At 73.9% G+C, this 25,284-nt stretch carries 27 protein-coding genes; 15 read left to right on the top strand and 12 right to left on the bottom strand.

From position 1 onward, the window contains the following. Nucleotides 1-46: 46 nt before the first annotated feature. A complete protein-coding gene (locus ACF09K_RS09720) occupies nt 47-520 on the bottom strand; it encodes a hypothetical protein (RefSeq protein ID WP_392242023.1) in 474 nt (157 codons plus the stop codon). 320 nt (nt 521-840) lie between these two features. Here ACF09K_RS09720 and ACF09K_RS09715 point away from each other — a divergent pair, with 320 nt between their 5' ends. Then, nucleotides 841-2,043, top strand: a complete 1,203-nt coding sequence (locus ACF09K_RS09715) for a PP2C family protein-serine/threonine phosphatase (protein ID WP_392242432.1) — start codon at nt 841-843, stop codon at nt 2,041-2,043. An 81-nt stretch (nt 2,044-2,124) separates the two neighbouring features. Beyond that, nucleotides 2,125-3,408, top strand: a complete 1,284-nt coding sequence (locus tag ACF09K_RS09710) for a hypothetical protein (RefSeq protein ID WP_392242022.1) — start codon at nt 2,125-2,127, stop codon at nt 3,406-3,408. 287 nt (nt 3,409-3,695) lie between these two features. Here the strand turns inward: ACF09K_RS09710 and ACF09K_RS09705 are convergent, their stop codons facing one another. Next, the gene (locus ACF09K_RS09705) at nt 3,696-3,866 is read right to left on the bottom strand and encodes a hypothetical protein (RefSeq protein ID WP_392242020.1); all 171 of its coding nucleotides are present in this window, start codon (nt 3,864-3,866) and stop codon (nt 3,696-3,698) included. A 176-nt stretch (nt 3,867-4,042) separates the two neighbouring features. On the opposite strand from ACF09K_RS09705, the gene ACF09K_RS09700 reads away from it, so the two are divergent. Together ACF09K_RS09700 and ACF09K_RS09695 are read left to right on the top strand one after the other, a co-directional pair. After that, the gene (locus ACF09K_RS09700) at nt 4,043-5,386 is read left to right on the top strand and encodes a helix-turn-helix domain-containing protein (RefSeq protein WP_392242018.1); all 1,344 of its coding nucleotides are present in this window, start codon (nt 4,043-4,045) and stop codon (nt 5,384-5,386) included. Nucleotides 5,387-5,766: 380 nt separating this feature from the next. Further along, nucleotides 5,767-6,528: a GAF and ANTAR domain-containing protein gene (locus tag ACF09K_RS09695; RefSeq protein ID WP_392242017.1), complete on the top strand. Its 762-nt coding sequence runs from the start codon at nt 5,767-5,769 to the stop codon at nt 6,526-6,528. Nucleotides 6,529-6,558: 30 nt separating this feature from the next. Here ACF09K_RS09695 and ACF09K_RS09690 read toward each other — a convergent pair whose 3' ends face one another. Next, nucleotides 6,559-7,329: a hypothetical protein gene (locus ACF09K_RS09690; RefSeq protein ID WP_392242016.1), complete on the bottom strand. Its 771-nt coding sequence runs from the start codon at nt 7,327-7,329 to the stop codon at nt 6,559-6,561. Between the two features lie 277 nt (nt 7,330-7,606). On the opposite strand from ACF09K_RS09690, the gene ACF09K_RS09685 reads away from it, so the two are divergent. After that, the gene (locus tag ACF09K_RS09685) at nt 7,607-8,569 is read left to right on the top strand and encodes a nucleoside hydrolase (protein ID WP_392242015.1); all 963 of its coding nucleotides are present in this window, start codon (nt 7,607-7,609) and stop codon (nt 8,567-8,569) included. 287 nt (nt 8,570-8,856) lie between these two features. Here the strand turns inward: ACF09K_RS09685 and ACF09K_RS09680 are convergent, their stop codons facing one another. Next, complete coding sequence (locus ACF09K_RS09680) at nt 8,857-9,516, bottom strand: TetR/AcrR family transcriptional regulator (RefSeq protein WP_392242014.1); 660 nt, start codon at nt 9,514-9,516, stop codon at nt 8,857-8,859. A 185-nt stretch (nt 9,517-9,701) separates the two neighbouring features. Between ACF09K_RS09680 and ACF09K_RS09675 the strand changes: the two genes are divergently transcribed. Further along, on the top strand, nt 9,702-10,820 hold the full coding sequence (locus ACF09K_RS09675; RefSeq protein WP_392242012.1) for a serine hydrolase domain-containing protein: 1,119 nt from the start codon (nt 9,702-9,704) through the stop codon (nt 10,818-10,820). A 195-nt stretch (nt 10,821-11,015) separates the two neighbouring features. Here ACF09K_RS09675 and ACF09K_RS09670 read toward each other — a convergent pair whose 3' ends face one another. Then, on the bottom strand, nt 11,016-12,002 hold the full coding sequence (locus ACF09K_RS09670; RefSeq protein ID WP_392242010.1) for an LAETG motif-containing sortase-dependent surface protein: 987 nt from the start codon (nt 12,000-12,002) through the stop codon (nt 11,016-11,018). A gap of 280 nt (nt 12,003-12,282) precedes the next feature. On the opposite strand from ACF09K_RS09670, the gene ACF09K_RS09665 reads away from it, so the two are divergent. Then, nucleotides 12,283-13,983 (top strand): glycoside hydrolase family 13 protein, encoded by a 1,701-nt coding sequence (locus ACF09K_RS09665; protein WP_392242008.1) that lies wholly within the window; start codon nt 12,283-12,285, stop codon nt 13,981-13,983. Between the two features lie 23 nt (nt 13,984-14,006). On the opposite strand, the gene ACF09K_RS09660 is transcribed toward ACF09K_RS09665, so the two are convergent. Then, nucleotides 14,007-14,762: a DUF4142 domain-containing protein gene (locus tag ACF09K_RS09660; RefSeq protein ID WP_392242430.1), complete on the bottom strand. Its 756-nt coding sequence runs from the start codon at nt 14,760-14,762 to the stop codon at nt 14,007-14,009. A 184-nt stretch (nt 14,763-14,946) separates the two neighbouring features. Here ACF09K_RS09660 and ACF09K_RS09655 point away from each other — a divergent pair, with 184 nt between their 5' ends. Next, the gene (locus ACF09K_RS09655) at nt 14,947-15,732 is read left to right on the top strand and encodes an MOSC domain-containing protein (RefSeq protein WP_392242007.1); all 786 of its coding nucleotides are present in this window, start codon (nt 14,947-14,949) and stop codon (nt 15,730-15,732) included. Here the strand turns inward: ACF09K_RS09655 and ACF09K_RS09650 are convergent. After that, nucleotides 15,729-15,917: a DUF397 domain-containing protein gene (locus tag ACF09K_RS09650; RefSeq protein WP_392242006.1), complete on the bottom strand. Its 189-nt coding sequence runs from the start codon at nt 15,915-15,917 to the stop codon at nt 15,729-15,731. The two genes, ACF09K_RS09655 and ACF09K_RS09650, sit on opposite strands and share 4 nt — an antisense overlap. 8 nt (nt 15,918-15,925) lie before the next feature. Continuing rightward, nucleotides 15,926-16,783, bottom strand: coding sequence for a helix-turn-helix domain-containing protein (locus ACF09K_RS09645; RefSeq protein WP_392242004.1), 858 nt, complete (start codon nt 16,781-16,783; stop codon nt 15,926-15,928). Nucleotides 16,784-16,964: 181 nt separating this feature from the next. Here ACF09K_RS09645 and ACF09K_RS09640 point away from each other — a divergent pair, with 181 nt between their 5' ends. The 3 genes from ACF09K_RS09640 to ACF09K_RS09630 are packed head-to-tail and all read left to right on the top strand — an operon-like array spanning nt 16,965 to nt 18,618. Further along, nucleotides 16,965-17,378, top strand: a complete 414-nt coding sequence (locus ACF09K_RS09640; protein ID WP_392242003.1) for an ATP-binding protein — start codon at nt 16,965-16,967, stop codon at nt 17,376-17,378. 33 nt (nt 17,379-17,411) lie between these two features. Then, a complete protein-coding gene (locus ACF09K_RS09635) occupies nt 17,412-18,302 on the top strand; it encodes a hypothetical protein (protein WP_392242002.1) in 891 nt (296 codons plus the stop codon). Then, entirely contained in the window at nt 18,286-18,618 is a 333-nt protein-coding gene (locus tag ACF09K_RS09630; RefSeq protein ID WP_392242000.1) for a hypothetical protein, read from the top strand. The genes ACF09K_RS09635 and ACF09K_RS09630 overlap by 17 nt, the downstream gene beginning before the upstream one ends. A 101-nt stretch (nt 18,619-18,719) precedes the next feature. On the opposite strand, the gene ACF09K_RS09625 is transcribed toward ACF09K_RS09630, so the two are convergent. Both ACF09K_RS09625 and ACF09K_RS09620 read right to left on the bottom strand, forming a co-directional pair. Continuing rightward, nucleotides 18,720-19,193 carry a carboxymuconolactone decarboxylase family protein gene (locus ACF09K_RS09625; protein WP_392241998.1) on the bottom strand — a complete coding sequence of 158 codons (474 nt, stop codon included), beginning with the start codon at nt 19,191-19,193 and terminating at the stop codon, nt 18,720-18,722. Between the two features lie 100 nt (nt 19,194-19,293). Continuing rightward, a complete protein-coding gene (locus ACF09K_RS09620; RefSeq protein ID WP_392241996.1) occupies nt 19,294-20,259 on the bottom strand; it encodes a helix-turn-helix domain-containing protein in 966 nt (321 codons plus the stop codon). Between the two features lie 119 nt (nt 20,260-20,378). Here ACF09K_RS09620 and ACF09K_RS09615 point away from each other — a divergent pair, with 119 nt between their 5' ends. Continuing rightward, nucleotides 20,379-21,434 (top strand): saccharopine dehydrogenase family protein, encoded by a 1,056-nt coding sequence (locus ACF09K_RS09615; RefSeq protein WP_392241995.1) that lies wholly within the window; start codon nt 20,379-20,381, stop codon nt 21,432-21,434. A gap of 137 nt (nt 21,435-21,571) precedes the next feature. Here the strand turns inward: ACF09K_RS09615 and ACF09K_RS09610 are convergent, their stop codons facing one another. Continuing rightward, complete coding sequence (locus ACF09K_RS09610) at nt 21,572-22,102, bottom strand: hypothetical protein (protein WP_392241993.1); 531 nt, start codon at nt 22,100-22,102, stop codon at nt 21,572-21,574. 207 nt (nt 22,103-22,309) lie between these two features. Here ACF09K_RS09610 and ACF09K_RS09605 point away from each other — a divergent pair, with 207 nt between their 5' ends. Then, the gene (locus ACF09K_RS09605; RefSeq protein ID WP_392241991.1) at nt 22,310-22,810 is read left to right on the top strand and encodes a hypothetical protein; all 501 of its coding nucleotides are present in this window, start codon (nt 22,310-22,312) and stop codon (nt 22,808-22,810) included. A 48-nt stretch (nt 22,811-22,858) separates the two neighbouring features. Here ACF09K_RS09605 and ACF09K_RS09600 read toward each other — a convergent pair whose 3' ends face one another. After that, a complete protein-coding gene (locus tag ACF09K_RS09600) occupies nt 22,859-23,758 on the bottom strand; it encodes a M23 family metallopeptidase (RefSeq protein WP_392241989.1) in 900 nt (299 codons plus the stop codon). 260 nt (nt 23,759-24,018) lie between these two features. Here ACF09K_RS09600 and ACF09K_RS09595 point away from each other — a divergent pair, with 260 nt between their 5' ends. Together ACF09K_RS09595 and ACF09K_RS09590 are read left to right on the top strand one after the other, a co-directional pair. Continuing rightward, a complete protein-coding gene (locus ACF09K_RS09595; protein ID WP_392241988.1) occupies nt 24,019-24,711 on the top strand; it encodes a hypothetical protein in 693 nt (230 codons plus the stop codon). A 114-nt stretch (nt 24,712-24,825) separates the two neighbouring features. Beyond that, nucleotides 24,826-25,167, top strand: a complete 342-nt coding sequence (locus ACF09K_RS09590; RefSeq protein ID WP_392241987.1) for a DUF5713 family protein — start codon at nt 24,826-24,828, stop codon at nt 25,165-25,167. Nucleotides 25,168-25,284: the final 117 nt, after the last annotated feature.

The following is a 25,284-nucleotide window of genomic DNA, read 5'->3' as shown; positions in this document are numbered from 1 at the left end:
GCACCGGACGCCGCTCCTTGACGGGCAAACGTTGCCTGCCGCGGCACTAGGTGATGCGGTGCCCCTCCGCGTCCTCGTGCGTGTAGTAGCGGTAGAACATCACCGCGAAGAAGCCCGCCGCGACCGCGAGCGCGACGCCCGTGGAGTACAGCGTGCTCGATCCGCTCTGGTTGACGAGGAATCCGATCGCGCAGCCGGCGAACGCCGCCCACAGCAGGGCGTGCACCTCGCGCCGCAGCTTCGGGGCCACGGCGCGGACGGCGACGTACAGCGCGATGAACACGAGCGTGGTCACGAAGCCGAACAGGACGTTCCAGCCGGTGATCGGCCCGCCGCTGCGCCGGTTCGCCGCGGCCCAGTAGCCGTAGACCAGCCCGAGCGCGACGGGCACCGCCCACTTCATGACCAGGTGGGTCCGCTCGCCGAAGACGTCGGGCGTGCCGCCCGCACGGGACCCGGTCAGGGCCGGTGTCCCCATGCCCGGTGTCCGCATGCCCGGGGTGGGTGCCGCATGAGCCATGGGAGCACTCCTCTCTGCTGGGCCCCCGTCTGCTGGGCCCCCGCTTCCAGGGCACACCTGGGCGGGGGCGGCGGCAAGTCGGTGGGAGGCGCCTTTCGCGCGGCGCGGGCAGGGAGGCGTGCGGCGCGTGTGCGGGCCGGGACGCGCGCGGTGCGGACCGGGATGCGGCCCCCGCGCGGGCGTGTTTCGCTGGGGCGGTGAGCGACCGAGGGGGCCGGAGGCTGCCCGCCCGCCACCCGTACGCCCGCCACCCGCATGCCGGGCACCCGTACGCCCGCCCCCCGTACGCCCGCCACCCGTACGCCGGGCGCCGGGACGCACTGGAGCGGCAGAAGCTGCTGCAGTTCCGCGGCCACAGCGTCACCTGGCTGGTGCCGCTGCTGACGCTGCTCGTCGTCGCCGCCGTCGACCTGAGCACCAGCGGGGACTTCCGCGTCGTCTCCTGGTGCGTGTTCGTCGCCGCGCTGGCCGCCGTCCTGTGCGGGGTGCGCACGACGGCCCTCTTCGCCGTCCTGGCCCTCGTCACCTACGTCGGCGCGGACTCCGCCTGGCCCGCCCAGTACCGGGAGGGCGCGGGCGACTTCCTCCTGGTCCTGGTCGGCGGACTCCTCTCCGTCCTGGCCGCCGCGCTCCGGGTGCGCGGCGAGCGGCGGATGCTGCACATGCGGCACGTCACCGAGACCACCCGCCGTACGGTGCTGCGGCCGCTGCCGCCCGGCTGGGGCGGCCTCGACCACGCCGCGGTCTACCTCGCCGCCGACGCCGAAGCGCGCATGGGCGGCGACTTCTACGACATCCAGCCCGGACCGCACGGCACCCGCGTCCTCCTCGGCGACGTCCAGGGCAAGGGGCTGGGCGCGGTGGAGGCGGCGGCGGCCCTCCTCGGCACCTTCCGGGAGGCCGGCTACCACGAGGCGGACCTGGCGACGGTCGCCGACCGGCTGGAGACCCGGATGCGGCGCCACCGCGCCCACACCGCCGCCCTCGGCCGCGACGACGGGGACCGGTTCGCCACGGCCGTCCTGCTGGGCTTCCCCGAGGGGGAGCACGGGGTGGTCGACGTCGTCGTGTTCGGTCACGAGGCGCCGCTCGCCGTCGGCCGCGGCGGGGTGCGGCCGCTGCCCCACGGCGGCGGACTCCCCCTCGGCCTCGCCGAACTCACCCGCGGCGGCCCTCCGCCGGTGCTGCGCGCCGCCGTCGCCCCCGAGGAGACGCTGCTGCTCGTCACCGACGGCGTCACCGAGGCGCGGGACCGCACCGGCGCCTTCTACCCGCTCGTCGACGACGTCGCCGACGGCCTCGTCCTCGATCCGCGCACCGCCGCCCCCGGCCGCCTGGTCGCCTACGTCCGCGACCGCACGCTGCGGCACTGCGGCGGCCGCCTCGACGACGACACGACGATCTTCGCGGTACGGCCGCGGGGCGCGGGGGCCACGGAGCGCGGGCCGGGTGGGGCGGGGGCCGCCGAGAGCGGGCCGGGTGGGGCGGGCCGCGGGGAACGGACGGAGACGAAGGCCCCGTAGGGGGACGTTTGCGGGCCTGAGGTCCCCGTTCGCAGCAGCAGCGGTTACGGTGCTGACGTGAGTGATCGAGGGGGAGGGACCATGCCCGGAACCGTGCTGCTGCTCGCGGCCTCGCCCGTGGGCAAGGGGTGCCTGGTGGACGCGGCGTCCGTGCTCCCCGTGCTCGCGGCCGTGCCGCCGGCCGTCCTGGCCGGCACCGACACGGCGAACGTCGTCGAACTCGCCGATCCGCTGGAGCCGCAGGCCGTGCTGACCCGGCTGCGGGCCGCCGCGGCGGCGCCCGGACCGCTGACCGTGTTCGTCACCGGACAGCTCCAGCTCGACCGCCGGCAGCGGCTGCCGCACCTGGCGCTGGCCCGTACGACACCGTCGACCGTGCGCTACACCGGCTTCCCCTGGCACTGGTTCCGTGAGGAACTGCGGCTGCGGGCGGCCGGGACGACGACGCTGCTGCTCGACCTGCACGCGGACGCCGAGACCTGGGGATGGCTGCGGGGGCGCGGACTGGAGTGCGGGGCGGGGGTCGCCGTGTACGGGAGGGTCGCGCCTCCGGCGGGGCGGCGGAGGGTGGCCGCGCCGACGTACATGAAGGCGATCGCCACCGTGCTGCGGAGCGGGGGGCGGCCGGGGCCGGAGCAGCTGCACCAGACGGCGTTGGCGCGGATCGCGGGAGAGGGGGAGGTGGGGGACCTGGTGCTGTGGGGTGCGGGCGCGGGTCCCCTGCCGGGTGCGGCTCCCGTGCCGGATGTGGGTGCGGGCGCCGTGCCGGGTGCGGCTCCCGTGCCGGGTGCGGGTGTCCCCGGTGGGTTCGCCCCCGCCGCCCTCCCCCACCCCCGGCCCCGCTCGGGCGGGGGGACCCCCGTCGTCCCCGGGGGCGAGACCCCCGGACCCCCGCCGGCGGCCCTGGACGGGCCCGGTCCCCGAACGCCGGACGGGCCGGTGGACGACCCCCACGCCCGCATCACGGCGGCCGTCCAGACCGGTGACCACCCCGCCGCCGACGCCCTCGCCGCCCGCCTGGAGCAGGCCGCGCTCGTCGCGCACGGGGCCGGGTCGGAGGAGGCGCTGCACTGGTCCGAGGTGCGGGCGGACCTGGCGATGTTCGCGGGGGACGCCGAGCGCAGTTGCCGTACCTGGATGGCGGTCGCGGCGGCGAGACTGGCCGCGGGCCAGCCCGTCGACGCGGCGCCGGTCGAGGCGGCCGTGGACCGCGCCCACCACCAGTGGGGGTGCATCACGGACCGGAGCAGGGCCCGCGACCTCGGCCCGGCGCTCGCCGAGCTGCGCGGCCGGGTGCCTGGCCGCCGCCAGGGCGCCCTCGACCACGTCCGCGAGCAGCTCCGCCAGCTCCAGACGCAGGGGTGACGCGGAGGTGGAGCCGGGGGAGGCCGACGGTGCCCCGCGGCTCGCCGGCACGGCCCACCGGACCGGCCCACCGGACCGGCCCCGGGACTGTCCGCACCGCCTTCGGGTGGTCTGTCGGCCCCGTCTGCGAACGTTGGACCGCCTCGCTTCCGGGTGGTCCGTCGGTCCCGTCTCGGGGTGTCGGCCCGCCTCGTCTCCGGATGTCGGGCCGGCTCCGCTCCCGGGCGGTCGGGCCGGTGTCCCTCCGAGGGCCGGGGGCCGGGGCCGCCCGTTCGGGGCCGTACCGCCTACTTGCCGGTGCGTTCCACGCCGGTCGAGAGCCGGGGGTCGTCCGCGGTGGCGGCCGGGACCGCGTTGGCGGCGGTGACGAGGGCCGCCACGGCTATGACGGCCGCCGCGACGGCTCTGGCGTACCGCCAGGAGGGGCGCCCGTAGGGTGCGGATGTGCGTTCCTGCACGGCAACCTCGCAACGTCGGCGGCGACCAGGGGCGAAAAGCGGCGGTGGACAAAAAGCGGGAACGGCAGCGGCCGCCGCGTCAACCGTGTATTAAGCATGCTTAACACGCCGTTTAACCTAGGGCTGCGCCAGCCGAACGGCAAGAGGGTCAGGGGTAGTTGAGGGTGATTCGGGCCGTGGGTGAGCGGGACGAACCGGAGGTCGTCGGACGCCGGGTGCAGCGGTTGCGGGTCGAACGGGGGCTCACTCAGCGCCAGTTGGCCGAGCCGACCTACACCCCCGCCTACGTCTCGACGCTGGAGGCCGGCCGGGTGCGGCCCTCCGACGAGGCGCTCAGGCACATCGCGGAGCGGCTCGGCGTCGACTTCGAGGAGCTGGCCACCGGCCGCTCCGCCCGGCTCGTCACCGGTCTGCGGCTGCGGCTCACCGAGGCCCAGCGCGCCCTGGCCACCGGGGAGGCGGAGCAGGCGGCCCGGCAGTTCGCGGAGCTGCTCGCGGAGGCCGAGGAGCACGGCCTCGCCGAGGAGCAGGCCACCGCCCTGCTGGGGCTCGGGGAGTGCGGGATCGACACCGGCGAGCTGGAGGCGGCCCGCGGGCACTTCGAGCGGGCGGAGCGGTGCCTGGCGCACGCCCCGCTCCCGGCCCGCGTCCCCGCCCTGCGGGGCCGGGCCGTCGCCCACTACCTGGCGGGGGAGCTCCGGTACGCCGTCTACCTGCTGGAGTCGACCCTCGACGAGCTGAACCGCGGCGGCCTGCACGACCCCGACGCGCTGCTGCTGCTCTACGCCTCCGTCATCGGCCCCTACATGGACATGGGCGCCCACGCCCGCGCCGCCCAGGCCGCCGAGTTCGCCCTGGCGCTCGCGCCGCAGGCCGGCGACCCCGCCCTCGTCGCCCGGATGCACCGCTCGGTGGCCCGCACCCTCCTCGCCGAGGGCCGTCTCGCCGAGGCCGACGCCTCCCTCGCCAAGGCCGCCGAGCTCTACCGTCAGCTCCAGCTGCGCACCGAACTCGCCAACTGCCACTGGATGCGCGGCTACGTCTACGCCCAGAACGACGAGCTGGAGCGGGCCGAGGACGAGCTGAAGCAGGCGCAGACCATGCTCTCGGCCCAGCGCGCCGCCCTCTACACCAGCCAGGTCGCCGTCGAGCTGGCCGACGTCCTGCACCGTCGCGGCAAGTCCGGGGAGGCCGCCGCCCTGCTGCACGGGGTGCTCGGGGACCTGTCCTCGGAGCGCGGCGCCGTGCACGCGGCCGGCGCGCACCGCCTCCTCGGCATCATCGCCGAGGACGCCCGCGACACCGAGGCCGCCGAGGAGCACTACGTCCGCGCCCTGAGCCTGCTGGAACGCGCGGGCGCCGCCGGCGACCTCGCCGACCTGTGCCGTCTCCTCGGCGACCTGCTGCGCCGTACCGGCCGGGTGGAGGCCGCCCTGGACGCCTACCGCACGGGCCTCGGCCACCGCACGGCCCCCGGCACGACGACCCTGGGAGCGGCGCCGGCCCAGCCGCCGCTGTAGCCCCGCGGGGCCTTCCGCCGGGTCCCGGCCGGCACAGGTCCCGGCCGGCACAGGTTTCGTCCGGTACGGGTTCCGGCCCGCGCAGGTCGCTCTCCGCCGACGCGTGCGGCACCGGCACCGGCACCGGCACCGGCACCGGCACCGGCACCGGCACCGGTGTCCGGTGTCCTGCGGCCCGAGGGCGCCCTCGGCTCGGAGGCGGCCCGGCCTCCGGTCCCCGACGCGGTGACGGTCACCCGGGTGCGGCAGCCCGCCGACCCGTACGAGGAGGCCTGAGGAGGTCCGAGGAGGTCCGAGGGGATCAGAGGAGACCCGAGGAAGTCCGGGAAGGCCCGAGCCGGGCTGGTTTCCGGGGCCGGTCGGGCGGTACCCGGCGGGTTGTGAGCAGTCCGGAGCCGGACTCCCGGAGGGAGGTGATCGCCGTGCCGGAGGACCGCGGTCGGGAACGGGCCGCCGAGGTGATCGCCCAGGAGGTGCGCGGCGCCGAACCCCGGGACGTGCCGGAGCGGCTGTGCGTCGCGGCGGTGCGCCTGCTGCCGGTGATCGGCGCGAGCGTGTCGCTGCGCGGCGAGGGGGTGCCGGTGCCGGTGAGCGCGAGCAGCGAGCGGGCCGCGCACCTGATGGAGGTGCAGGCCACGCTGGGCGACGGTCCCTGCCTGCGGGCGGCGGAGACCGGCGCGCCGGTGTTCGCCGCCGACCTCACGGCGGGCCGGGACGCCTCGCGCTGGCCGGTCTTCGCGCAGCAGGCTGCGGCCGCCGGGGTCCGGGCGGTGTACGCGCTGCCCCTCGGCGACCCGGCGGTGTGCGTGGGCACCCTGGACCTCTACCGGGACGTCCCCGGTGAGCTGGCCGCCGACGAGGTCCGTACGGCGAGGCTGGTGGCGGACGTGCTGACGGTGGCCCTCATGGCCCTGCCCCACGACGAGGACGCCGGCCGGTACGGCGACGGCGTCTGGCTGAGTCCCCTGGCCACCGGCCACGACGGCGTGCACCAGGCGGTCGGCATGGTCATGGCCCAGCAGGGGGTCCACCCCGACGAGGCCCTCGCCCTCCTGCGGGCCCACGCCTTCGCGCAGGGCCGCACGGTCGCGGACGTCGCCCACGAGGTCGTGGACGGCACGACCCGCTTCGACCCGGACTGAGGCGGGGCCCGTCGGTCCCGGCCGCCCTCCTCACACCTGCACCCGCCCCTGCTTGCGTACCTCCGTGAGGCGTTGCACGCCCAGCTGGACGGCGGCCTGGGTCGCCTCGTTGGGGACGTCGGCGAGGCCGCCGTTGGTGAGGGCGAAGGCGTCCTGGCCGGCGCGGACGGCGGCGACGTCGAGGGCGAGGGCGACGGGCTCCCCGTCGGTGTCCCAGTCGGTGAGGGTGACGCGCAGGCCCTGGCGGGCGTCGCCCACCTCGGGCAGCGGCTGCTCGGTGACGGTGGCGTCGAGGACCGTGCCGTCCGGCGCCTTGGCGGTGAAGCGGGCGCACTTCTGCGGCAGGGTCTTCAGCCAGGCGAGGGTGCGGTCCACGTCGGCGGGCCGCCGGCCGGCGACCTGGTAGCGGAGCTGGGCGCCGGTGTCGGCGTCGTCGAGGGCGACGACCGCGCGGGGCGGGGCACCGAGCAGTTCGTCGCTGTAGAGGCCGTCGAGGAGTTTCTGGCAGTCGGCGGTGGGGGTGGTGGCCTTGAGCATGCCGTCCCGCCAGGTGGCGGCGCCGCGCGTCGGGGTCCAGGGTTCGCCGAGGTCGGTGCCCGTGAGGAGGGCGGCGCGCGCCTGCGCGTCGGTGAGGACGGGGGAGGCGGCCGGTGCGCTGGGCCGGGCCGGGCCGGACTTCTCGACGGTGGGCAGGGCGGGCCGGGCGGTGGGCGGGTGCTCCAGCCCGAGGGTGGCGCAGGAGGTGACGGCGACCGGTCCGGCGACGGCGAGGGCGGAGGCGAGGAGGGTACGGCGGGTCATCGGGGGTGCCTCCTGGAGTGGCCGGTGCGCACCGGATCGGGTTCCGCGGCCCGGGGTACGGCGTACGGGACCCGGGCGCGGCGTCCGCCCCGGCACCGCGGGGGTGCTCCCTCCCACGGCACCACCACCACCGCCGGCCGACCAGCGCGGCGGTCCGTCCGGGTTAACCGCCGGTCTACCGGCTCACTGGCCCGCCACGTGAGTCCGCTGCGTAGGGTCACCGGTGCAACCGTTCCGCATCCCGTGTCCCGTATCCCGCACGCAGAGGAGCACCCTCGTGACCGGTCAGCCCATTCCGGTGATCATCGACTGCGACACCGGCGTCGACGACGCCCTGGCCCTGCTGTTCGCCGTACGGCATCCGGGGCTGGACGTGCGGGCGATCACCTGCGTGGCGGGGAACACCGACGTGGACGGCGTCGTCCGCAACACCCTGACGGTGCTGGAGCAGGCCGGGGCCGGGGACATCCCGGTGGCGCGGGGCGCCGAGCGCCCGCTGATCGAGCCGGTGCGCACGGCGCGGCACGTGCACGGGGCGGACGGGATGGGCGACCTCGGGCTGCCCGCGCCCACCCGCCGCCCGGTCGACGTGGACGCGGTGACGCTGCTGCGCCGCGAGATCCTCGCCTCGCCGAGGCCGGTGACCCTCATCCCGATGGCGCCCCTGACGAACATCGCCCTGCTGCTGCGCACGCATCCCGAGGTGGTGGGCAACATCGAGCGGATCGTGTTCATGGGCGGCGCGGCGGGGGCCGGCAACGCGACGGCGGTCGCGGAGTTCAACGTGTGGCACGACCCGGAGGCGGCCGCGATCCTGCTCACGGCCGGGGTCCCGATCACGATGTACGGCCTGGACGTCTTCACGAGGGTCCTGGTCCCGGCCGCCGACGTCCAGCGGCTGCGGGCGAGTGCGGAGCCCCGCCTGCGCATGGCGGGCGAACTGCTCGCCCACCGTGACCCGGCGACCTCGGGCGACCCCACCCCCACGGGCGGCCTGGGCGACGCGGGCGCGGTCTGCGCGGTCGTCGACCCCGGCGGCCTGACCACCGAACCCCTCCCCGTCGAGGTGAGCCTGGCCCCGGGCCCCGCCCGCGGCCAGACCGTCGTCGACCGCCGCCCCCGCCACGGCGAGTCCGAGATCCACCACGGCCCCCGCGAACAGGCCCTGGTGGACGTGGCGCTGGGGGTGGACGCGGAGCGGTACGTGAAGCTGTGGCTGACGGTCGTCGAGGGGGCCTGAGGGGGCTTCGTCCAGGGCCTGCTCCGGCGGGGGCTGGTGCCCAGCTCGTGGCAGGTCCGCGTGAGGCGGCTGTGGGCGCTTTTCCACGAGCCGAGGTGCTCGGGCGGATCCCTCCGCGGTGTCCCGGTGCGGTACTTGAACGTGATGGCGTGATCACCTGCCGGTGATCACGCCGTCGTCCTCCCCGCTCCGGAGTCCGACCCGGCAGGAACGGCCCAATGCGTACCTGCCGGGCACCCGTCGACGACGCACATCAACCAGCGGTCGGATGATCCGAAAGAAGCGGTCTAGTTCGGGCGGATCGCGGCCTCGACGTGGGCGAGTTGGGCGGCGAGGATCTCTTCGAACGCGGCGCGGCGGTCCGCCCCGAGGGGGCGGACGTCGCGGGCGAAGTGGGCCAGGGCGGGGAAGCGTTCGGGGTCGGCGCCGAGTACCGCGACGCGGAACAGTTCCATGCCCTGTTCGTGCTCTTCCGGGGTGATGGTGCTGACTCCGGCCTCGGAGGCGATCAGCGCGGCGATGAGGACCGCGAGCCGGTGGTAGCGCCCCGGGATCTCCTCGTCGGGCAGCCCCGACGCGCGCAGGGCCTGCAGCACCTCTTCCATGACCAGCCGGGAACCGGCGCCGCCCGACGCGTACCGTCCCCAGACCGCGGCGAGCTGGGGCTGCTCGCCGAACGCCTCTCTCATGCGCAGGGCCAGGGCGGTGATGCGCTGCTTCCAGTCCCCCTCGGGACGGTAGCCGTCCATGGAGGCCAGGAGGATCCGGTCGGCGACCGCGCGCAGCAGTTCCGTCTTGCTGCGGAAGTGCCGGTAGAGGCTGGAGGAATCGGTCCCGAGGGCCGCGGCGAGCTTGCGCACGCTGAACGACTCCGCGTCGCTCGTGCGCAGCAACTCCGCTGCCGCGTCCAGGATTTCCTCGGTCGACCAGCGCCTTCGACCTGCCATTTCGCCCCTCTCGTCCGACTCAGTCTATCTGTGCACTTGGTGTTGCACGCACCGCGTGCATAATGAGGGCATGGCCGTTCCGGGTGACCCGGCCACAGGCGGGCCGACGTGCCGCGCGTGCCCTGTCACCCGGGTCGGGCGACCGACGCGGAGCTCACCCCGAGCATGGCGAAAGGACGCATGTCGTGAGGAACCCACTGGACCCCGCGGAGCTGGACGCCGCCATCGAGAACGTCCACCGTGCCGGGATGCCGGGCCTGTTCGCCGAGGTGCGTGACGGCGACCGGGTCTGGCGCGGCGCCGCCGGGGTCGCCGATGTCGCCACCGGCCGCCCCGTCACCGCCGACATGCGGCACCGCGTCGGCAGCACCACCAAGACCTTCACCGCCGCCGCGGTTCTGCAGCAGGTCGAGAGCGGCCGGATCGGTCTCGACACACCGATCGGCCGGTACCTTCCGAGGCTGGTTCCCGGAGGACGCGGTGACACGATCACGGTCCGGATGCTGATCAACCACACCAGCGGCCTCGCCGAGTACCTCCCGTACGCGTATCCCTCCCTCAAGGCGTACCCCGCCCTCGCGGACACCGGACCCCAGAGCCTGGACGACCACCGGCTCACCCGGTTCGCCCCCACCGAACTGATCGAGATGGGGGTCACCGCACCTGCCGTCGGCGCCCCGGGCGGTACGCCGGGGGTGTACTCCAACACCAACTACCTGCTCCTCGCGCAGCTCCTGGAACAGGTGACCGGCACCACGGCCGAGGAGTGCGTCACCCGGAACGTCATCGAACCCGCCGGGCTCCGGGACACCGGATTCCCCACCGGGCCGTACGTCGACGGGCCGCACTCGCAGCTCTACGAGTCGTGGTTCGGCATGATCGACCCGCCGCGTGACTACAGCGTCTACGACATGTCATGGGTGGGCCCGGCGGCCTCCCTGATATCGACCGTCGCGGACCTCAACCGCTTCTACCGCCTGCTGCTGGCCGGCGAGATCGTCAGCCCCTCGTCGCTGGCCCAGATGCAACGCACCGTCCCGGTCGTGTCCCAGGAAGGGAAGGTGATCGACTACGGTCTCGGCCTCCACCCGACGGAGGCTCCCGGTCGGGCCACCTTCTGGGGCCACGGAGGCACGGTCTGGGGCGGCGGAGCGCTGGCCATGACCCGCGCCGACGGCAAGCGGCAGATGGCCGTCGCGCTGAACCTGCAGAGGTGGAACAGGCTCGATTCCTCCGGTAAACCGCAGCCCCATCCCCTCGACGACGCGCTGGTGACTCTGTACCGCGTGGCGATGTACGGCTGACCGAGACCGAGACCGAGACGGTGGGCTAGGGGTGAGGGGCGGTCCTCCTGTCCCGTCCTGCACGGCTGCGCGACCTGTCCGCGCTCGCCGTGGCAGATGGATGTCCTGGCCGACGGAGCCGGGAGCCGTGTCCGACCGCCCCGCCCCGGACAGGGTGCCGAGGCGGGGCGGTCGGACTGCGGATCCCGACAGGGGTCAGGCCCGGCTGCCCTTGCGGCGGCGGGTCGCCACGACGATCGCCGCGCCGCCCAGGAGCAGGGCCGCCGCGCCGCCCGCGACGACGGGGGTGTTGCCGTCGGCGCCGGTCTCGGCGAGGTCGCCGCCACCGCCGTTCGGGGTGGGGGCCGCGGCCGGGGTGGACCGCGAGGCGGAGGGCTCCGGCGCGGAGGGCGACGGGGGCGTCGCGGGGGCGGTCTCCGAGGGCGTCCCGGTGGACGGCGTCGACGGCGTCGTCGGCGGTGCCTCCGTGGACGGGGAGGCCGGCGGCTGCTCGTCGGTGGGCGGCTGCTCGGCGGGCGGCTGCTCGGCCGGGGGCTCCTCGGCGGGTGGTTCCTCGGACGGGGCGCAGTACTTCGTGCCGCCGTTCCAGGCCGCGATCAGCTTGTCCTTGATGACCGGGCGGTCCGGGCCCTTGGGCAGGTCGCCGTGGTCGAAGCCGTCCTTCGCGTCGAGCCTGCCGTCGAACTTCACGGCGCCCCGGTAGAGGTCGATCTGCGCGTAGCAGCCCGCGTCGGGCACGGCGATGTCGAGGGTGTCGGTGGTGCCGGGCTTGACCGTCACGGTGTCGAAGTCGACGAAGACCTGCTCGCCCGAGGTCCGGAAGTCCGGGCCGTGGGCCAGGTAGGAGGCGAGCGAGGCGGTGCAGGTGGCGGCCTTGTCGGCGGCCCGCACGGTGAGGTGGATCTTGCCGTCGGCGCTCGGCCTCAGGTTCTGGTCGTCGACCCTGACGGAGTCGTGGAAGTTCGTGCCGTCGAGGGAGAACTGGCAGCGGTCGGTCCCCGTCTCGGTGCCCGCGCCGGTGCCCGGCTGGTACTGGCCGCCGGACTTCCAGCCGTCGCCGCCGGGCGTCCCGGTGCCGGCCCAGGCCCCGGAGGCGGCGGCGACGGACGCGGTGCACAGGGCGAGTGACACGGCGCCCGTCCCCAGCAGGCGGCGTACGGAAACACGTCTCGCTATGGACATGCGATTCCCATCTTGGCGAGTGCGCGTGCCCGTCACGGCGGGGTCGCGGCATGGCGATGCCCGGGTGACGGCGCAGAGCGGCTGTTCGGAAGAAACACCGGGCCCATCGGTCACATGCGCCACGGCGTGCGCTCATCGTGGGTCGCGGGGCGGAGGCCTGTCAACCTGCGGCAAACACAGGTCAGTTCAAGATTCCGTCACATCTCCCCCACGTACGGAATGATCCAATCCGCAAGGGGCGGACGTTCGTCTTCCCGGCAAAGTGGACAGGCTGGTGGGCGTGACCGACTTCGTGCCCGACTTCGTGCCCGCACCCGGGGCGGACCAGCCGTCCGCCCCCGACTTCTCCGCCCACGATCCCCACTGGTGGCGTCAGGCCGTCGTCTACCAGGTCTATCCGCGCAGCTTCGCCGACGCCGACGGCGACGGTCTCGGCGACCTGAGGGGGATCACGGGGCGCCTCCCCCACCTCGGCGCGCTCGGCGTCGACGCGCTCTGGCTCAGCCCGTTCTACCCGTCCGAGCTGGCCGACGGCGGCTACGACGTCATCGACCCCCGCGGCGTCGACCCGCGCCTGGGCTCCCTGGCCGACTTCGACGCGCTGGTCGCCGAGGCCCACCGCCTCGGGCTGAAGGTGATCGTCGACATCGTCCCCAACCACACCTCGCACCGGCACGCCTGGTTCCGGCAGGCGCTGGCCGCCGGGCCCGGCTCCCCGGCCCGCGAGCGCTACGTCTTCCGCGACGGGCGCGGCGCGCACGGCGAACTGCCGCCCACCGACTGGCAGTCGGTGTTCGGAGGCAGCGCCTGGCAGCGCGTCCCGGACGGCCAGTGGTACCTGCACCTCTTCGCCCGCGAGCAGCCCGACCTCAACTGGGACCACGACGAGGTCCGCGAGGACTTCCGCACCACCCTGCGCTTCTGGTCGGACCGGGGCGTCGACGGCTTCCGCGTGGACGTGGCCCACGCCCTGGCCAAGGACCTGACCGAGCCGCTCCGCGACCTCGGCGCCGCGGGGGCGGCCGCCGAGGACGTGCTGGCGACCCTCACCCCCGGCAGCCACCCCTTCTACGACCGCGACGAGGTCCACGACATCTACCGCGACTGGCGCCGCGTCCTGGACTCCTACTCCCCGCCCCGCACGGCGGTCGCCGAGGCCTGGGTGCCGGGCACCCGCCGCGCCCTGTACGCCCGCCCCGACGAACTGAACCAGGCCTTCAACTTCGAGTACCTCCAGACCCCCTGGGACGCCGAGTCGATCCGCGAGGTCGTCACGTCCTCGCTCGCCACGGCCCGCACGGTCGGCGCCTCCGCGACCTGGGTGCTCTCCAACCACGACGTCGTGCGCCACGCCTCGCGCCTGATGCTCCCGCCGGGCACGGACGAGAACGCCTGGCTGCTGTCCGGCGGCCGCGCCCCGCACGTCGACGAGGAGGCCGGCCTGCGCCGGGCCCGCGCGGCCACGCTGCTGATGCTGGCGCTGCCGGGCTCGTCGTACCTCTACCAGGGGGAGGAACTCGGCCTGCCCGAGGTCGCCGACCTGCCCGTGGAGGTCCTCCAGGACCCGCTGTGGGAGCAGACGGGCCGCGTCCGCAAGGGCCGCGACGGCTGCCGGGTGCCGCTGCCGTGGACGGCCACGGGCCCCTCGTACGGCTTCGGCGCGGGCGGCGCGTGGCTGCCGCAGCCGGAGTCCTTCGCGCGGTACGCCGTCCAGGCCCAGGACGGCACGGACGGCTCGACCCTGGAGCTGTACCGCACCGCGCTGCGCCTGCGCCGCAAGCTGCTGGACGGCGAGGGCCTCACCTGGGCGGAGGACACCCCGCCCGGTGTGCTGGCCTTCGCCCGCACGGACGGCTGGCGGTGCGTCACCAACCTGTCGGACGCGCCGGTGCCGTGCCCGCCCGGTGAGGTGCTGCTGAGCAGCGCCCCGCCGTCCGGGGACGGCCGGATCGGCCCGGACACCACGGTCTGGCTGGCGTAGCACGGGCCCGGGGCCGGGCGGCCTCACCCCGTCGGCGTGGGGGCGGGCACCGGAGCGACCCCGGCTCCCGCCGCCGCGGCGTCGATGTCCACGGGCACGGCCGTGGCGGTGGGCGGCGGGGTGAGGACGACCATCGGCTGGCCCGCGGGCGGTGGCGGCGGGGTCAGGTCGGAGCTGGGGAGCTTCGGCGGGGTGGTCTGCTGGAAGAGGGTCTGCTCGAAGTCGACCAGACCGGTCTTCTCCATCACCGTGATGTGGTCCAGGACGGTGTCGTTGGCCTGGTCGGCCAGGGCCCGGATGAGGCTGTTCTTGGTGGTGGAGCGGACCTTCGCGATGGTGTTGAAGATCGAACCGTGCGTCATGCGGAGGATGTTCGCGAAGTCAACGTCGAAGTCCTTGCCCGTCTTCGCGTTGATCTGGTTGACGAACGCCACCTGCTGCGGACTGGCCACGTTGGGCAGGGTGATGTTCAGCATGGGCGCCATCTTGCGGCAGGTCGTGTCCAGGGCGGCGTGACCGTCGATCAGGTGCTCGCTGGCCGTCTTGACCGCCGGGCTCTGCCCCTTCTGCAGCCCGATCACCCCGAGCGGGTACTCCCACAGTCCGGCCGCCCGCACCTTCACCACGAAGTCCCGGTCGCCCTCCGTCAGGGGGCCCCACTGGGTGTTGGCGATGATCCGGTCGTTCGAGGTGGACACCGTGTCCAGCCCCAGCATCGACGGATAGGCCAGAGCCGCGAGGGTCAAACTCAGGGCGCCGCCCACGAAGGCCGTTCCCATCGCGTTCCGCGAAAAGCGCACCGTTCCTCCTGCCTGATCGGGCACACCGCCCGTACTCGTCCGTGCCCGGCGGGGTCCAACACACAGGAGTACGGACGAACGGCCGCCGGAACTCACCGCTTCCGGCAAAACTTGTCGCATCGGCCGACGGGGGAAGGAAGTCGCGGTGTCAGGACGGGCGAAGGTGAGCGCACTGACGTACTACCCGGTGAAGAGCTGCGCCGGGATCACGGTGTCCGAGGCGCTGATCACGCCCGGCGGACTGCCGCACGACCGGGCGTACGTGATCACCGACGAGGCGGGCGGGCCGCGCTGGCAGGGGGGCGACCCCCGGATGGCGCTGATCACTCCCCAGCTTGTTGACGACGGCGCCGGGATGATCCTGCGCGCGCCGGGCCGGGGCGAACTGCGGGTGACCGGGGTGACCGGGGAGGGCGAGGAGGTCACGAAGGTGCCGGGGCAGCCGTACGGCGCCGTCGACCAGGGCGAGGAGGCCGCCGCGTGGGTGAGCGGGGTCCTCGGCCGCCCGAGCCGGCTGCTGCGCGTGCGTACGTCCCCCGGCGGCACCGCGACCAACGACAACCGCGTGCACGTGGTCTCGCGGGCGAGCCTGGACCTGCTGAACCGGCGCCTGGCCGAGCGCGGCGTCGCCCCGCTCCCCATGAACCGCTTCCGCCCCAACCTCGTCGTGGACGGCTGGGACACCCCGCACACGGAGGACACCGCCGCCCGCCTCCTGATCGGCGGCACCGAACTGGCCCTCACCGAACTGACGGTCCGCTGCGCCATCACGATGGTCGACCAGGAGACGGGCCGCCGGGCCGGCCCGGAACCCCTGCGCACCCTGGCGGACCACCGCCGCGCGGAGGACGGCGGCGGCACGGTCTTCGGGGCCTACTTCAGGGTGGTGCGGGAGGGGAGGGTGACGGTGGGGGACGCGGTGGAGGTCGCGGATACGGCGGAAGGCTAGAGGGCCCGGGCGCGTATGGCGTCGAGGAGGTGGGTGAGGGGGACGGGGGTGGTGGTGAGGACGGTGGCGGGGGTGTCGCTCTCGCGGAGGTGGAGGGTGGCGGGGGTGGCGGCGAGTTCGAGGCAGTTGGAGCCGTCTCCGCCGCCGGAGAAGGACGACTTCTGCCAGTTCTCCGGAGCGGTCACAGGGTGCCTCACAGTTCCCTCGCAAGTCGATGGACGAAGTCACGCGAACGATCAGGGTCGAGTGACACAGCCTCGATTTTACGGAAGAGCGTTCGAAAGGCGCCGAGTTGAGCCTCGGAGTCCACGAAGGCCGTGCCGTTGGTCGTGACATCGCGCACGACGGTGTCCAGCTTGGGGACGGCGCCGCCCGCGTACATCATCGTGCTCCATGCGCCGGCGAAACCGTCCAGGTCGAAGGGAATGACGCGGACGGTGACGTTGTCGGCCTCCGACAGTTCCAGGACGCGCGTGAGCTGAACACGTGCGGCGGCGCGGTCGCCGACCCTGATGCGCAGTGCGGCCTCGTGGATCACCGCTTCGTACGGGATAGGCGCGGGCCCCTCCGCGATGACCGCCCTTCGCCGCATGCGGTGCTCCACACGCATTTCCGTGTCGTCTTCCGGGAGTTCCGGGACTCGGTACGAGAACACCGCGTGGGCGTAGTCCTCGGTCTGGAGAAGGCCCGGGATGTTCAGAAACTCCAGGTCGAGCCGGTACGCCGCGTGATGCTCCAGTTCGGCGATGTCGAGGAACGGAGTGGGCAACTTGCCCCTGTACTCCTCCCACCAACCATGCGTGCGGTCCGTGGCCATGGCCACCAGTGCTTCGACGAGATCGGCGTCCGTGCACGAGTAGTGAGCCGCAAGCCGCCGAACGCGTGCCTCGCTGACGCCTGCGGTACCGAACTCGATCTGGCTCATCTGCGCAGAGTCCGTGCCGAGAAGCGCGGCGGCCTCACGTCCTTTCAACCCGGCGGCTTCGCGAAGCTTTCGCAGCTCGGCGCCCAGTCGGGCCTGGCGAGCAGTCACGTACGTTCTGCGGGCCACGACGTCCTCCTTGACTCGTTCGGGGAGCAGATTACGCAACAGCTTGCGTAGTCCCAAATTGTGGCCCTACCGTCAGTGATGCGTTGAACACACTGCGGAAGCGCACCGCCCCGTCCTGCCGTGACGGCCGCGGCACTGCCACCGCGCCCTCACCCACCCGCCCCTCACCCGGAGTTGACGCATGCCCGAAAGCACCCCCGACACGTGGGAGTACTCCCTTCACATCCCCAACGACGTCAGAGCCGTCCCGGTCTGCCGCCGCACGCTGCGTCTGATCCTGACCGTGCACGGGCTGATCGGTCTGGTGGACACCGCGGAGCTGATCGCCTCGGAGCTGGTGTCCAACGCCGTCCTGCACACGAAGGGTCCGGCGGCGCTGCGGATCCGCTGGGCGGACGGTGTGCTGCGGGTGGGGGTGTGGGACGCGGACCCGGAGCCGCCCGACCCGCCGCGCGAGGTGGCCGACCCGGCGGACGCCGAGCGCGGGCGCGGCACCGTACTCGTCCGGGCCTGCGCGCAGGTGTGGGGCTGGCACCCGCTGTCCCGCTTCGGGCACCGCGGCAAATACGTCTGGTGTGACCTGCCGGTGGCATAGCTCGTTGATCTTGTCGCACAGAGAGGAGAGCCGATGGTCGGCTCGTCACACGAGGCCATGCACCGGATCTTCCAGAAGGATCCCGCGCTGCTGACACGTGCCCTGCAACAAGTGCTGGGCGTCCCGTTCCCCGAGCCGTACGACTTCGCGGGGATGAACGTCGACCTCACCGAGATCGAGCCCGTCGAGCGGCGGGTGGACACGCTGCTGCGGGCGGAGACGGACGAGGGCGCGTACCTGCTGGTCGTGGAGTCGCAGGGCAAGCCGGACGAGAGGAAGCGGGGCAGCTGGCCGTACTACCTGAGCTACCTGTACGAGAAGTACCGGTGCGAGCCGGTGCTGATCGTGGTCACGCAGAACAGTGCCACGGCCCGGTGGGCGGCCGAGCCGATCCACCTCGGGGTGCGGGGGTGCCCGTCGCTGACGGTGCGCCCGTTCGTGCTGGGCCCGGACAACGTGCCGGTGATCGCGGACGAGCGGGAGGCCGAGCGGGACGTACCCCTTGCGGTGCTGTCGGCCATGACGCACGGCCGGGGCCGGGAGGCTCCCGCCATACTGGAATCGCTGGCAGCCGCCCTGCGGACCATCGACCGCGACAGCGCCGCGGTCTTCGTGCAGTTCGTCGACTCCTGCCTGGCGGACAGCCGGGCCCGGCAGATGTGGAGGGACATGATGACGACGATCCAGTACTTCTGGCGGCACCCGCTCGCCGAGGAGGTACGCGGCCAAGGGCGCGAAGAGGGGAGGGTCGAGAAGGGCGTCGAGATGACCCTGAACATCCTCGAGTGGCGGGGTGTCCCCGTCTCCGACGCGATTCGGCACCGCGTGGAGACGTGCACCGACGAGGATCTGCTCAAGCTCTGGGCGCGACGGGCCATGGACGTGAGCCGGGCGGAGGACCTGTTCGATGCCGACGGTTCCTGACGCGCCGGACACTGCCGCCGACGCGCGGGGCGAGGGGCGCCCCCGCTGGCGGCTCCCCTCGTACATCTGGCAGGACCCCATGCGCCGGTACTGGCTGGAATCGGCGGAGCAAGCCTTCAGGGAGGGGTACGAGGAGAGCGTCCGGGTGGACCTGGAGCGGTCGGTGATCCTGCGGCTCTTCTTCTGGCGGGGGATCGAGGTGCCGGTGTCCGTCCGGCGGAGACTGCGGGAGACCGACGACCTGGCGCAGTTGGAGGCCTGGCGGGAGCGTGCCTATCACGTCGCCGGACCCGAGGATCTCTTCGCCGCAGACTGAGCCGGGCTTCTGCTCGGACCTCGGCCTCGTGCCGGACCACCGGCAGACGGCCCGTCCCCCGGGCATCCGCCACCCGGGGGGACGGACATCGTCCGGGCCGGTCAGTGGTACTGGCCCACCACGTAGTCCCCGGCGGGCTGCCGCGTGATCACGTTGCCGCGGTTGAAGGCGTTGATGAGGGCGATCTGGACGACGAGGTCGGCGAGCTGGTCGTCGTCGTAGTGCTCGGCCGCGTCGGCCCACACCTCGTCGGGGACGCCGCCGGCCGCGTCGGCGATGCGGGTGCCCTCCTCCGCCAGCGCGAGGGCCGCGCGCTCGGCGTCGGTGAAGACCTTCGCCTCGCGCCAGGCCGCGACCAGGTGGAGGCGCTGCGCGGTCTCCCCGGCCGCCGCGGCGTCCTTGGTGTGCATGTCGACGCAGCCCGCGCAGCCGTTGATCTGGCTGGCGCGCAGCATGACCAGTTCGCGGGTCGAGGCGGGCAGCGTCGACTCCCCGAGGGCCGTGGCGGCGGCGACGATGTGCTTCATCGCCTTGGCCGCGACGGGGCCGGCCATGACGTTCAACCGTGCTTCCATGCTGGGCTCCTGTGTCGTGGTGGGTGGTGCGGTGTGTGTGCCCGCACCTCCCTGACCGGACGGCGCCCGCCGTCCTGACACCGGGGCGTGGTGACCTGCGTCACCCCGCGCGGAAGGTCCGTCGGTACGTGTCCGGCGGGACGCCGAGCGTGCGGTTGAAGTGGCGGCGCAGGGTCGCCGCCGTGCCCATGCCGGTGGCGGCGGCGACGGCCTCGACGCTGTGGTCCGTGGTCTCCAGCAACTCCTGCGCGCGGCGGATGCGTTGGGTGAGGAGCCACTGGAGGGGACTGCTGCCGGTCGCCGTCCGGAAGTGGCGGCCGAGGTGGCGGGAGCTCATCCGCGCCTGGCGGGCCAGGTCCTCCACGGTGAGCGGCCGGTCGAGGCGGGCGACGATCCAGGGGAGCAGCGCGGCGAGGGGGTGGTCGTCCCGGTCGGGGACGGGCGCGGCGACGAACTGGGCCTGTCCGCCCGCCCGGTGGGGCGGCACGACGAGACGGCGGGCGACGGAGTTGGCGACCGAGGAGCCGTGGTCGAGGCGGACCAGGTGCAGACACAGGTCGAGCGCGGCGGCCTTGCCGGCGGAGGTGAGGACGGTGCCGCCGTCGACGTAGAGGACGTCCGGGTCGACCTCCACCTCCGGGTGGCGGGCGGCGAGGACGTCGGTGTGGGCCCAGTGGGTGGTGGCCCGCCTGCCGTCCAGGAGTCCGGCGGCGGCCAGTACGAACGCGCCCGTGCACAGGGAGGCCACGCGCGCACCGGCCTCGTGGGCGGCCCGCACCGCCTCGACCAGCTCGGCGGGCGGGGCCGCGTCGACGTCCGCCCAGCCGGGGACGATCACGAGATCGGCGTACGGCAGCCGGTCGAGGCCCCGGTCGGGCTCCAGCCGGAACCGGCCGACCCGCACCGCGTCCGTCCCGCACACCGAGAGGTCGTACCAGGGGACGGTCACGTCGGCGGGTGCGGAGCCGAACACCTCCTGGGCGATGGAGAGTTCGAAGTGCAGCATGCCGTCGGTGACGGCCAGCGCGACGGTGCCGCCGGTCCGCCCGGCTCCCCCGGTGTCCATGTCCGGAAGTGTACGGGGCGTGTCGTTCCGGACACTCGTGGGCGGGCCGCCCCGCGGGCGAGGATGCCGGGGACAGCACCACGTCGAGTACGTGGGGCACGTGGCGGACGGGGAGATGCATGCGATCGGGGCAGACGGTGACGGTGTTCGGTGCGTACGGGCACACCGGGCGGTTCGTCGTGGCGGAACTGCTGGACCGGGGGTTCGTTCCCGTGCTCTCCGGACGGAACGCCGACAGACTGCGGGAACTGGCGGCGCGCGGGCCCGCCGGACTCGACGTACGGCCGGCCACCGCCGAGGACCCCGTCTCGCTCGACCGCGCGCTGGCCGGTGCGGCGGCCGTCGTCAACTGCGCCGGGCCCTTCGCCACGACCGCCGGGCCCGTCGTCGAGGCGGCCCTGCGCGCCGGGATCCCTTACGTGGACGTGGCGGCGGAGATCGAGGCCAACGCCGACACCTTCGAGCGGTACGGGGACCGGGCCCGCGCCCAGGGAGCGGTGGTCCTGCCCGCGATGGCGTTCTTCGGCGGCCTCGGCGACCTGCTCGCCACCACGGCCATGGGCGACTGGGCGGCTGCGGACGAGGCGCGCGTCGCCTACGGCCTCAGCGGCTGGCACCCCACCGCCGGGACGCGCGCCGCGGGCCGGGTCTCCCGCGAGCGCCGCGACGGCCGTCACGTCCGCCACACGGGCGGCCGGCTGGAGTACCACCACGACGAACAGCCGCTGCTGGAGTGGGAGTTCCCGGCCCCGCTGGGCCGGCGGACCGTCGTCGACGAGTTCACCATGGCCGACGTCGTCACCCTCCCCAGCCACCTGTCCGTCCCCGAGGTGCGCACCGCGATGGCCCTGGAGGCGGCCAGGGACCTGGCGTCCTCGGACACCCCGGCGCCGACCGCCGTCGACGAACGCGGCCGGTCCGCGCAGACCTTCCTCGTCGACGTCGTCGTCCGTTCCGGCACCACCGAGCGGCGGGCCGTGGCACGCGGCCGGGACATCTACGCCGTCACCGCGCCCCTCGTCGTCGAGGCGGTGCACCGCATCCTGACCGGCCGCACCCGGACGACCGGCGTCGCCTCCGCCGGCGCCCTCTTCGACGCCCCCGACTTCCTGCGCGCCCTGCCGGCGCACCTGACGCTCGACGTCAGCGAGCGGGAGGCCTCCCCCGCGAGGTAGGGGCCCGGCGACGGCCGCCGTCCGTACGACGCGGCGCCCCGCGACCGCCACGTCCTCGGGTACGGCGCTCAGCACCCCCGAGGCACGCCCTCGGGTACGGCGCTCAGTACCCCGAGGCACGTCCTCGGACACGGCGCTCAGTACCGCACCGCCCGCTCCACCTCCGCCTTCACCTCGCCCGGGAGCTGACGGTTGCTGCGGGCCGTCGCCGTGCCGGACTTTCCGGCCGGGACGTCGGGGACGGTGACGACGACCGTGTCGCGCCAGGTGCCGTCCTGGTCGGTGAAGTCGACCTGGACGGAGAAGGACCTCGTCGTGTCGTCGGTGTTGGTGGCGGTCACCTCGACCGCGGTGCGGTCGCCGTCCGTCTTCGGGGTGCCGGCCTTCACGTCCCCCTTCACCTCCGTCCCGCCCTTGATCCCGTCCAGCTTGCGGCCCGCCTCCGCGGTCGCCGACGCGAAGCCCTCCGTGGCCCGGGAGGCGAGCGAGGACGCGGCGGCGGTCGCCTCGTCGCGGGCCGACTCCGCGGCGGACGCGGCCCGGCTGGCCACCCCCGAGGGGCTGTCCTCGTCCGAGCAGCCCGTGAGGACGGTGAGGCCGAGCAGCGCGGCGGCGCAGACCGCGGTGAGCGGGGCCGGCCTGGCCGGGCGGGTGCGGTGGGCGGGCATGGTGCCTCCGGCGTCGGGGTGGGGCGGTCGGGGGTCGGCGGGTCTTCCCACCCAGTGAAGGCCCGCCCGTCCCGCCGCGCATGCCGGCTCACCCGCACGGCGCAGCTCCCGTGGTGGCGGCCGTCACCCGGGCGGATGGTCGGGAGGAGTGCAGCACTCTGCAGTCCGACAGAACGCTGCAGTCCGACAGAGAGGTGGGGCGCGGCCATGGCCGAAGCGTCGCAGTCCGGAAATCGCCCGGGGTCTCCCGTCTGGGACCCCTCGCACCAGGGCACCGGCCCCACCGGTGCGGGCGGTTGGCCCCCGGGGCCGTCCGCCGAGAGCGGCCTGGCCGCCGGCGGAGTCGTCTTCGCGGGTGTGCTGATGCTGGTCAACGGCGTCCTCGCCGTCTTCCAGGGCATCGCCGCGATCGCCGAGGACGACGTGTACGGCCGGATCGGCGACTACGTCTACAAGATCAACCTCACCGGCTGGGGCTGGATCCTGCTGATCGTCGGCGTGGTGGCCGCGGTGGCCGGAGGGGGCATCCTCAAGGGCGCGGCCTGGGCCCGCGTCACCGGCATCGTCCTCGCCTCCGTCAGCCTCGTCCTGCAGTTCCTGTTCCTGCCGTACGCCCCCGTCTGGTCGATCGTCCTGATCGCCATCGACGTGTTCGTGATCTGGGCCCTCGCGGTGTACCGGCCGGCGGCTCCGGGACGGGCGGGCTGAGGACGCCGGCCGGGAGGGCGGGTTCGAAGGCGCCGGGACGTCCGCCCGTCACCCGCCGACGTCGACCGACTTCCTGCGCAGCCACGGCAGCGGTGCCACCGCGGACCCCATGTACGGCGTGATCCGCACCTCGAAGTGCAGATGCGGGCCGGTGACGTTGCCGGTCGCGCCGGCGAGGCCGAGGCGCTGGCCCGCCGCGACCCGCCCGCCCCTGCGGACGTCGATGCGGGACAGGTGGGCGTACTGCGTGAAGTAGCCGTCCGGGTGGCGGACGACGACCTGGTTGCCGAAGCCGTCGCCGCAGGTCGTCACGCGGACGGTGCCGGGGCCGACGGCGTACACGGGGGTCCCGGCGGGCACCGCGAAGTCCTGGCCGGTGTGCCGGTGGGCCCAGCGGGAGCCGCGGGCGGCGTAACCGGCGGAGAGCCGGAAGCGGCGGGTCGGCGCCGTCCAGTCCCCGTCCCGGCCCTCGGGCGCCCGGCTGCGGGCGGGGGCGCGGGCTGCCGGGCAGCGGCCCGCACGTCCGGAGGGGTCGACGGCGACGGGGTCCCCCGTGGCGCGGGCCACCGACCACAGCGCGTCCCACAGCCCGGCCCGGATGGCCTTGCGGCGGCGCTCGGCGGCCCGGACCTCCGTGGCGCCGGCGTCCCGCGCGCGCAGCCGGTCGACGAGGGCGCGGGCCTCCTCGTGGGCCCGTACGGCCGCCCGGGCGGTCTCCCCGCGGACCGCCGCGCTTCCCGCCCCGGGCGGGACCGCGTGGCCTGCCGCCCCGGTGGGCGGTGCGGCGGCCGGCACCGCGGTGCCCGCCGCCCCTGCGGGCACCGCGGTGAGCGCGACCAGCACACCCGCGACGAGCGCGGCCGCCAGGGTGGACGGGAGGGCGGCCAGGGACCCGCGCACGGGGGCGAGGCACGTCCACGGAAGGCGCGCGTGGTGTTCTCGTCGCATTTCGGGATCATCGGACTGCCGACCACACCGTGCGGGACGGCACGCCGCCGGTTCGTCCGGTTCAGTCGAACGGACCCGCCGGCAGAAGGCGTGTCGCGGTCGTTCGATCTTGAACGCCGGGTCTTCGGAATGCGAAGCGCGACGGGCGATCGTGGTGCGTGGCCGGTTACCGGACCACTGCTCTGTGGTGAAGCGGTGGTGTGCGTTCTCCGCCGGCCGAAGGGGACGGGGCATGACATCGGTGGTGGGGCGGCGCTGCCTTGGCCGACAAGATCCTCCCCTACGCTCCTGGGCCCCACTCGTACCTCGACTGGGGTGAGGAGGTCGTGGTCCTGGCTCCCAGGATGACGGAGAGCCCCACCGCGGTGGTGTTCGACGACACGCTCTACTGCCTGTACCGCGGCACCGACGGCTGCCTGTGGTACACGACCTTCGACGGACTCGACTGGGGCGGGGCCACGAAAGTCGATCCGGAGGTCGGAGTGACGGAGAGCCCGGCCGCGGTGGTGTACCAGGACAAGCTCTTCTGCCTGCACCAGGGCGCGGCCAACGACGGGTGGCTCTGGTGCACGTCCTTCGACGGCGCGAAATGGGAGAGCGACAAGGCCACCCACTACGGAATGTCGAAGAGTCCCGGTGCGGTGGTCTATCGGAACAACATCCTCGTCGTGCGCCAAGGAAGGGGGGAGGTCGGGACGACCTGGTGGGGATACCGGGATCCGGGCGGTTACTGGCTGGAGGACCAGCAGATGGCCGATGTCGGCACGACGGCCGGCCCGGCCCTCGTGGTGCACCCGGGAAGTCCCGAGAAGGTGTACTGCCTGCACCGGGGCAGTGGTGGCAGCCATGACATCTGGCTCACGTCCTTCGACGGAACCTCGTGGACGAAGGACGTCAAGGTGATGTCCGACGACGCCGTCTCCGGCAGTCCCGCGGTGCTGCGGCTCACCTAGGGCCTGTGGTGAAAGCGCTGGGCGCGAGCGGCCCGGCGTGCATGGGCAGCGTCGTTGTCAGTGGTGTCGTGCATGATCGGCGCGTCAGTTCTTCCACGGGGATGGGGAAGCGCCATGCCGATCACGAACCAGCAGGTAGCAGGACACGTGTTCCTGCGGCAGATGTATGCGGACTCGTACTTCCCCGATCACGTCGTCGACCGGGGAAGGGCGATCCTGTTGCGGCTGTGCGAGCGGATCGAGGCTGAGCAGCCGTCGAATCTGGAGGCTCTGTATGCGCTCACCCAGGCCGCAACGGAGGAGTTCAACAGCCTGGAAGCGGAGTTCGAGGCAGCCGGGAGTGAGATCGAGACGGTTGCGCGCGAGGTGATCGCTGAGGACTTCTGGTTCGTCGCGTCGGCATATGGGTTCACGAACGCGGATGTAGAGGAGCTGATCGCCACCCGGGACTGGTGAGCGACGACCGGAAGGCCATCTGCCGGTCGGAGCCATTCGCTGAGGGCTGCGATCAGCACGGTCGCCTCGTAGCGGACGGCGAGCTTGTCGTATCCAGTGGCGACCGCGCGGTGGCGC

This window comes from Streptomyces sp. NPDC014882 (assembly GCF_043081325.1).
Lineage (GTDB): Bacteria > Actinomycetota > Actinomycetes > Streptomycetales > Streptomycetaceae > Streptomyces.
The sequence above is the reverse complement of the archived record's forward strand: the minus strand, read 5'-3'. Positions and strand labels throughout refer to the sequence as shown.

What these genes read in the sequence shown, in the direction of transcription:
- ACF09K_RS09720 (WP_392242023.1), bottom strand. Translation starts at nt 520, where the DNA reads ATGGCTCATGCGGCACCCACCCCGGGCATGCGGACACCGGGCATGGGG.
- ACF09K_RS09710 (WP_392242022.1), top strand. Translation starts at nt 2,125, where the DNA reads ATGCCCGGAACCGTGCTGCTGCTCGCGGCCTCGCCCGTGGGCAAGGGG.
- ACF09K_RS09690 (WP_392242016.1), bottom strand. Translation starts at nt 7,329, where the DNA reads ATGACCCGCCGTACCCTCCTCGCCTCCGCCCTCGCCGTCGCCGGACCG.
- ACF09K_RS09680 (WP_392242014.1), bottom strand. Translation starts at nt 9,516, where the DNA reads ATGGCAGGTCGAAGGCGCTGGTCGACCGAGGAAATCCTGGACGCGGCA.
- ACF09K_RS09670 (WP_392242010.1), bottom strand. Translation starts at nt 12,002, where the DNA reads ATGTCCATAGCGAGACGTGTTTCCGTACGCCGCCTGCTGGGGACGGGC.
- ACF09K_RS09660 (WP_392242430.1), bottom strand. Translation starts at nt 14,762, where the DNA reads ATGGGAACGGCCTTCGTGGGCGGCGCCCTGAGTTTGACCCTCGCGGCT.
- ACF09K_RS09640 (WP_392242003.1), top strand. Translation starts at nt 16,965, where the DNA reads ATGCCCGAAAGCACCCCCGACACGTGGGAGTACTCCCTTCACATCCCC.
- ACF09K_RS09635 (WP_392242002.1), top strand. Translation starts at nt 17,412, where the DNA reads ATGGTCGGCTCGTCACACGAGGCCATGCACCGGATCTTCCAGAAGGAT.
- ACF09K_RS09630 (WP_392242000.1), top strand. Translation starts at nt 18,286, where the DNA reads ATGCCGACGGTTCCTGACGCGCCGGACACTGCCGCCGACGCGCGGGGC.
- ACF09K_RS09625 (WP_392241998.1), bottom strand. Translation starts at nt 19,193, where the DNA reads ATGGAAGCACGGTTGAACGTCATGGCCGGCCCCGTCGCGGCCAAGGCG.
- ACF09K_RS09620 (WP_392241996.1), bottom strand. Translation starts at nt 20,259, where the DNA reads ATGGACACCGGGGGAGCCGGGCGGACCGGCGGCACCGTCGCGCTGGCC.
- ACF09K_RS09615 (WP_392241995.1), top strand. Translation starts at nt 20,379, where the DNA reads ATGCGATCGGGGCAGACGGTGACGGTGTTCGGTGCGTACGGGCACACC.
- ACF09K_RS09610 (WP_392241993.1), bottom strand. Translation starts at nt 22,102, where the DNA reads ATGCCCGCCCACCGCACCCGCCCGGCCAGGCCGGCCCCGCTCACCGCG.
- ACF09K_RS09605 (WP_392241991.1), top strand. Translation starts at nt 22,310, where the DNA reads ATGGCCGAAGCGTCGCAGTCCGGAAATCGCCCGGGGTCTCCCGTCTGG.
- ACF09K_RS09600 (WP_392241989.1), bottom strand. Translation starts at nt 23,758, where the DNA reads ATGCGACGAGAACACCACGCGCGCCTTCCGTGGACGTGCCTCGCCCCC.
- ACF09K_RS09590 (WP_392241987.1), top strand. Translation starts at nt 24,826, where the DNA reads ATGCCGATCACGAACCAGCAGGTAGCAGGACACGTGTTCCTGCGGCAG.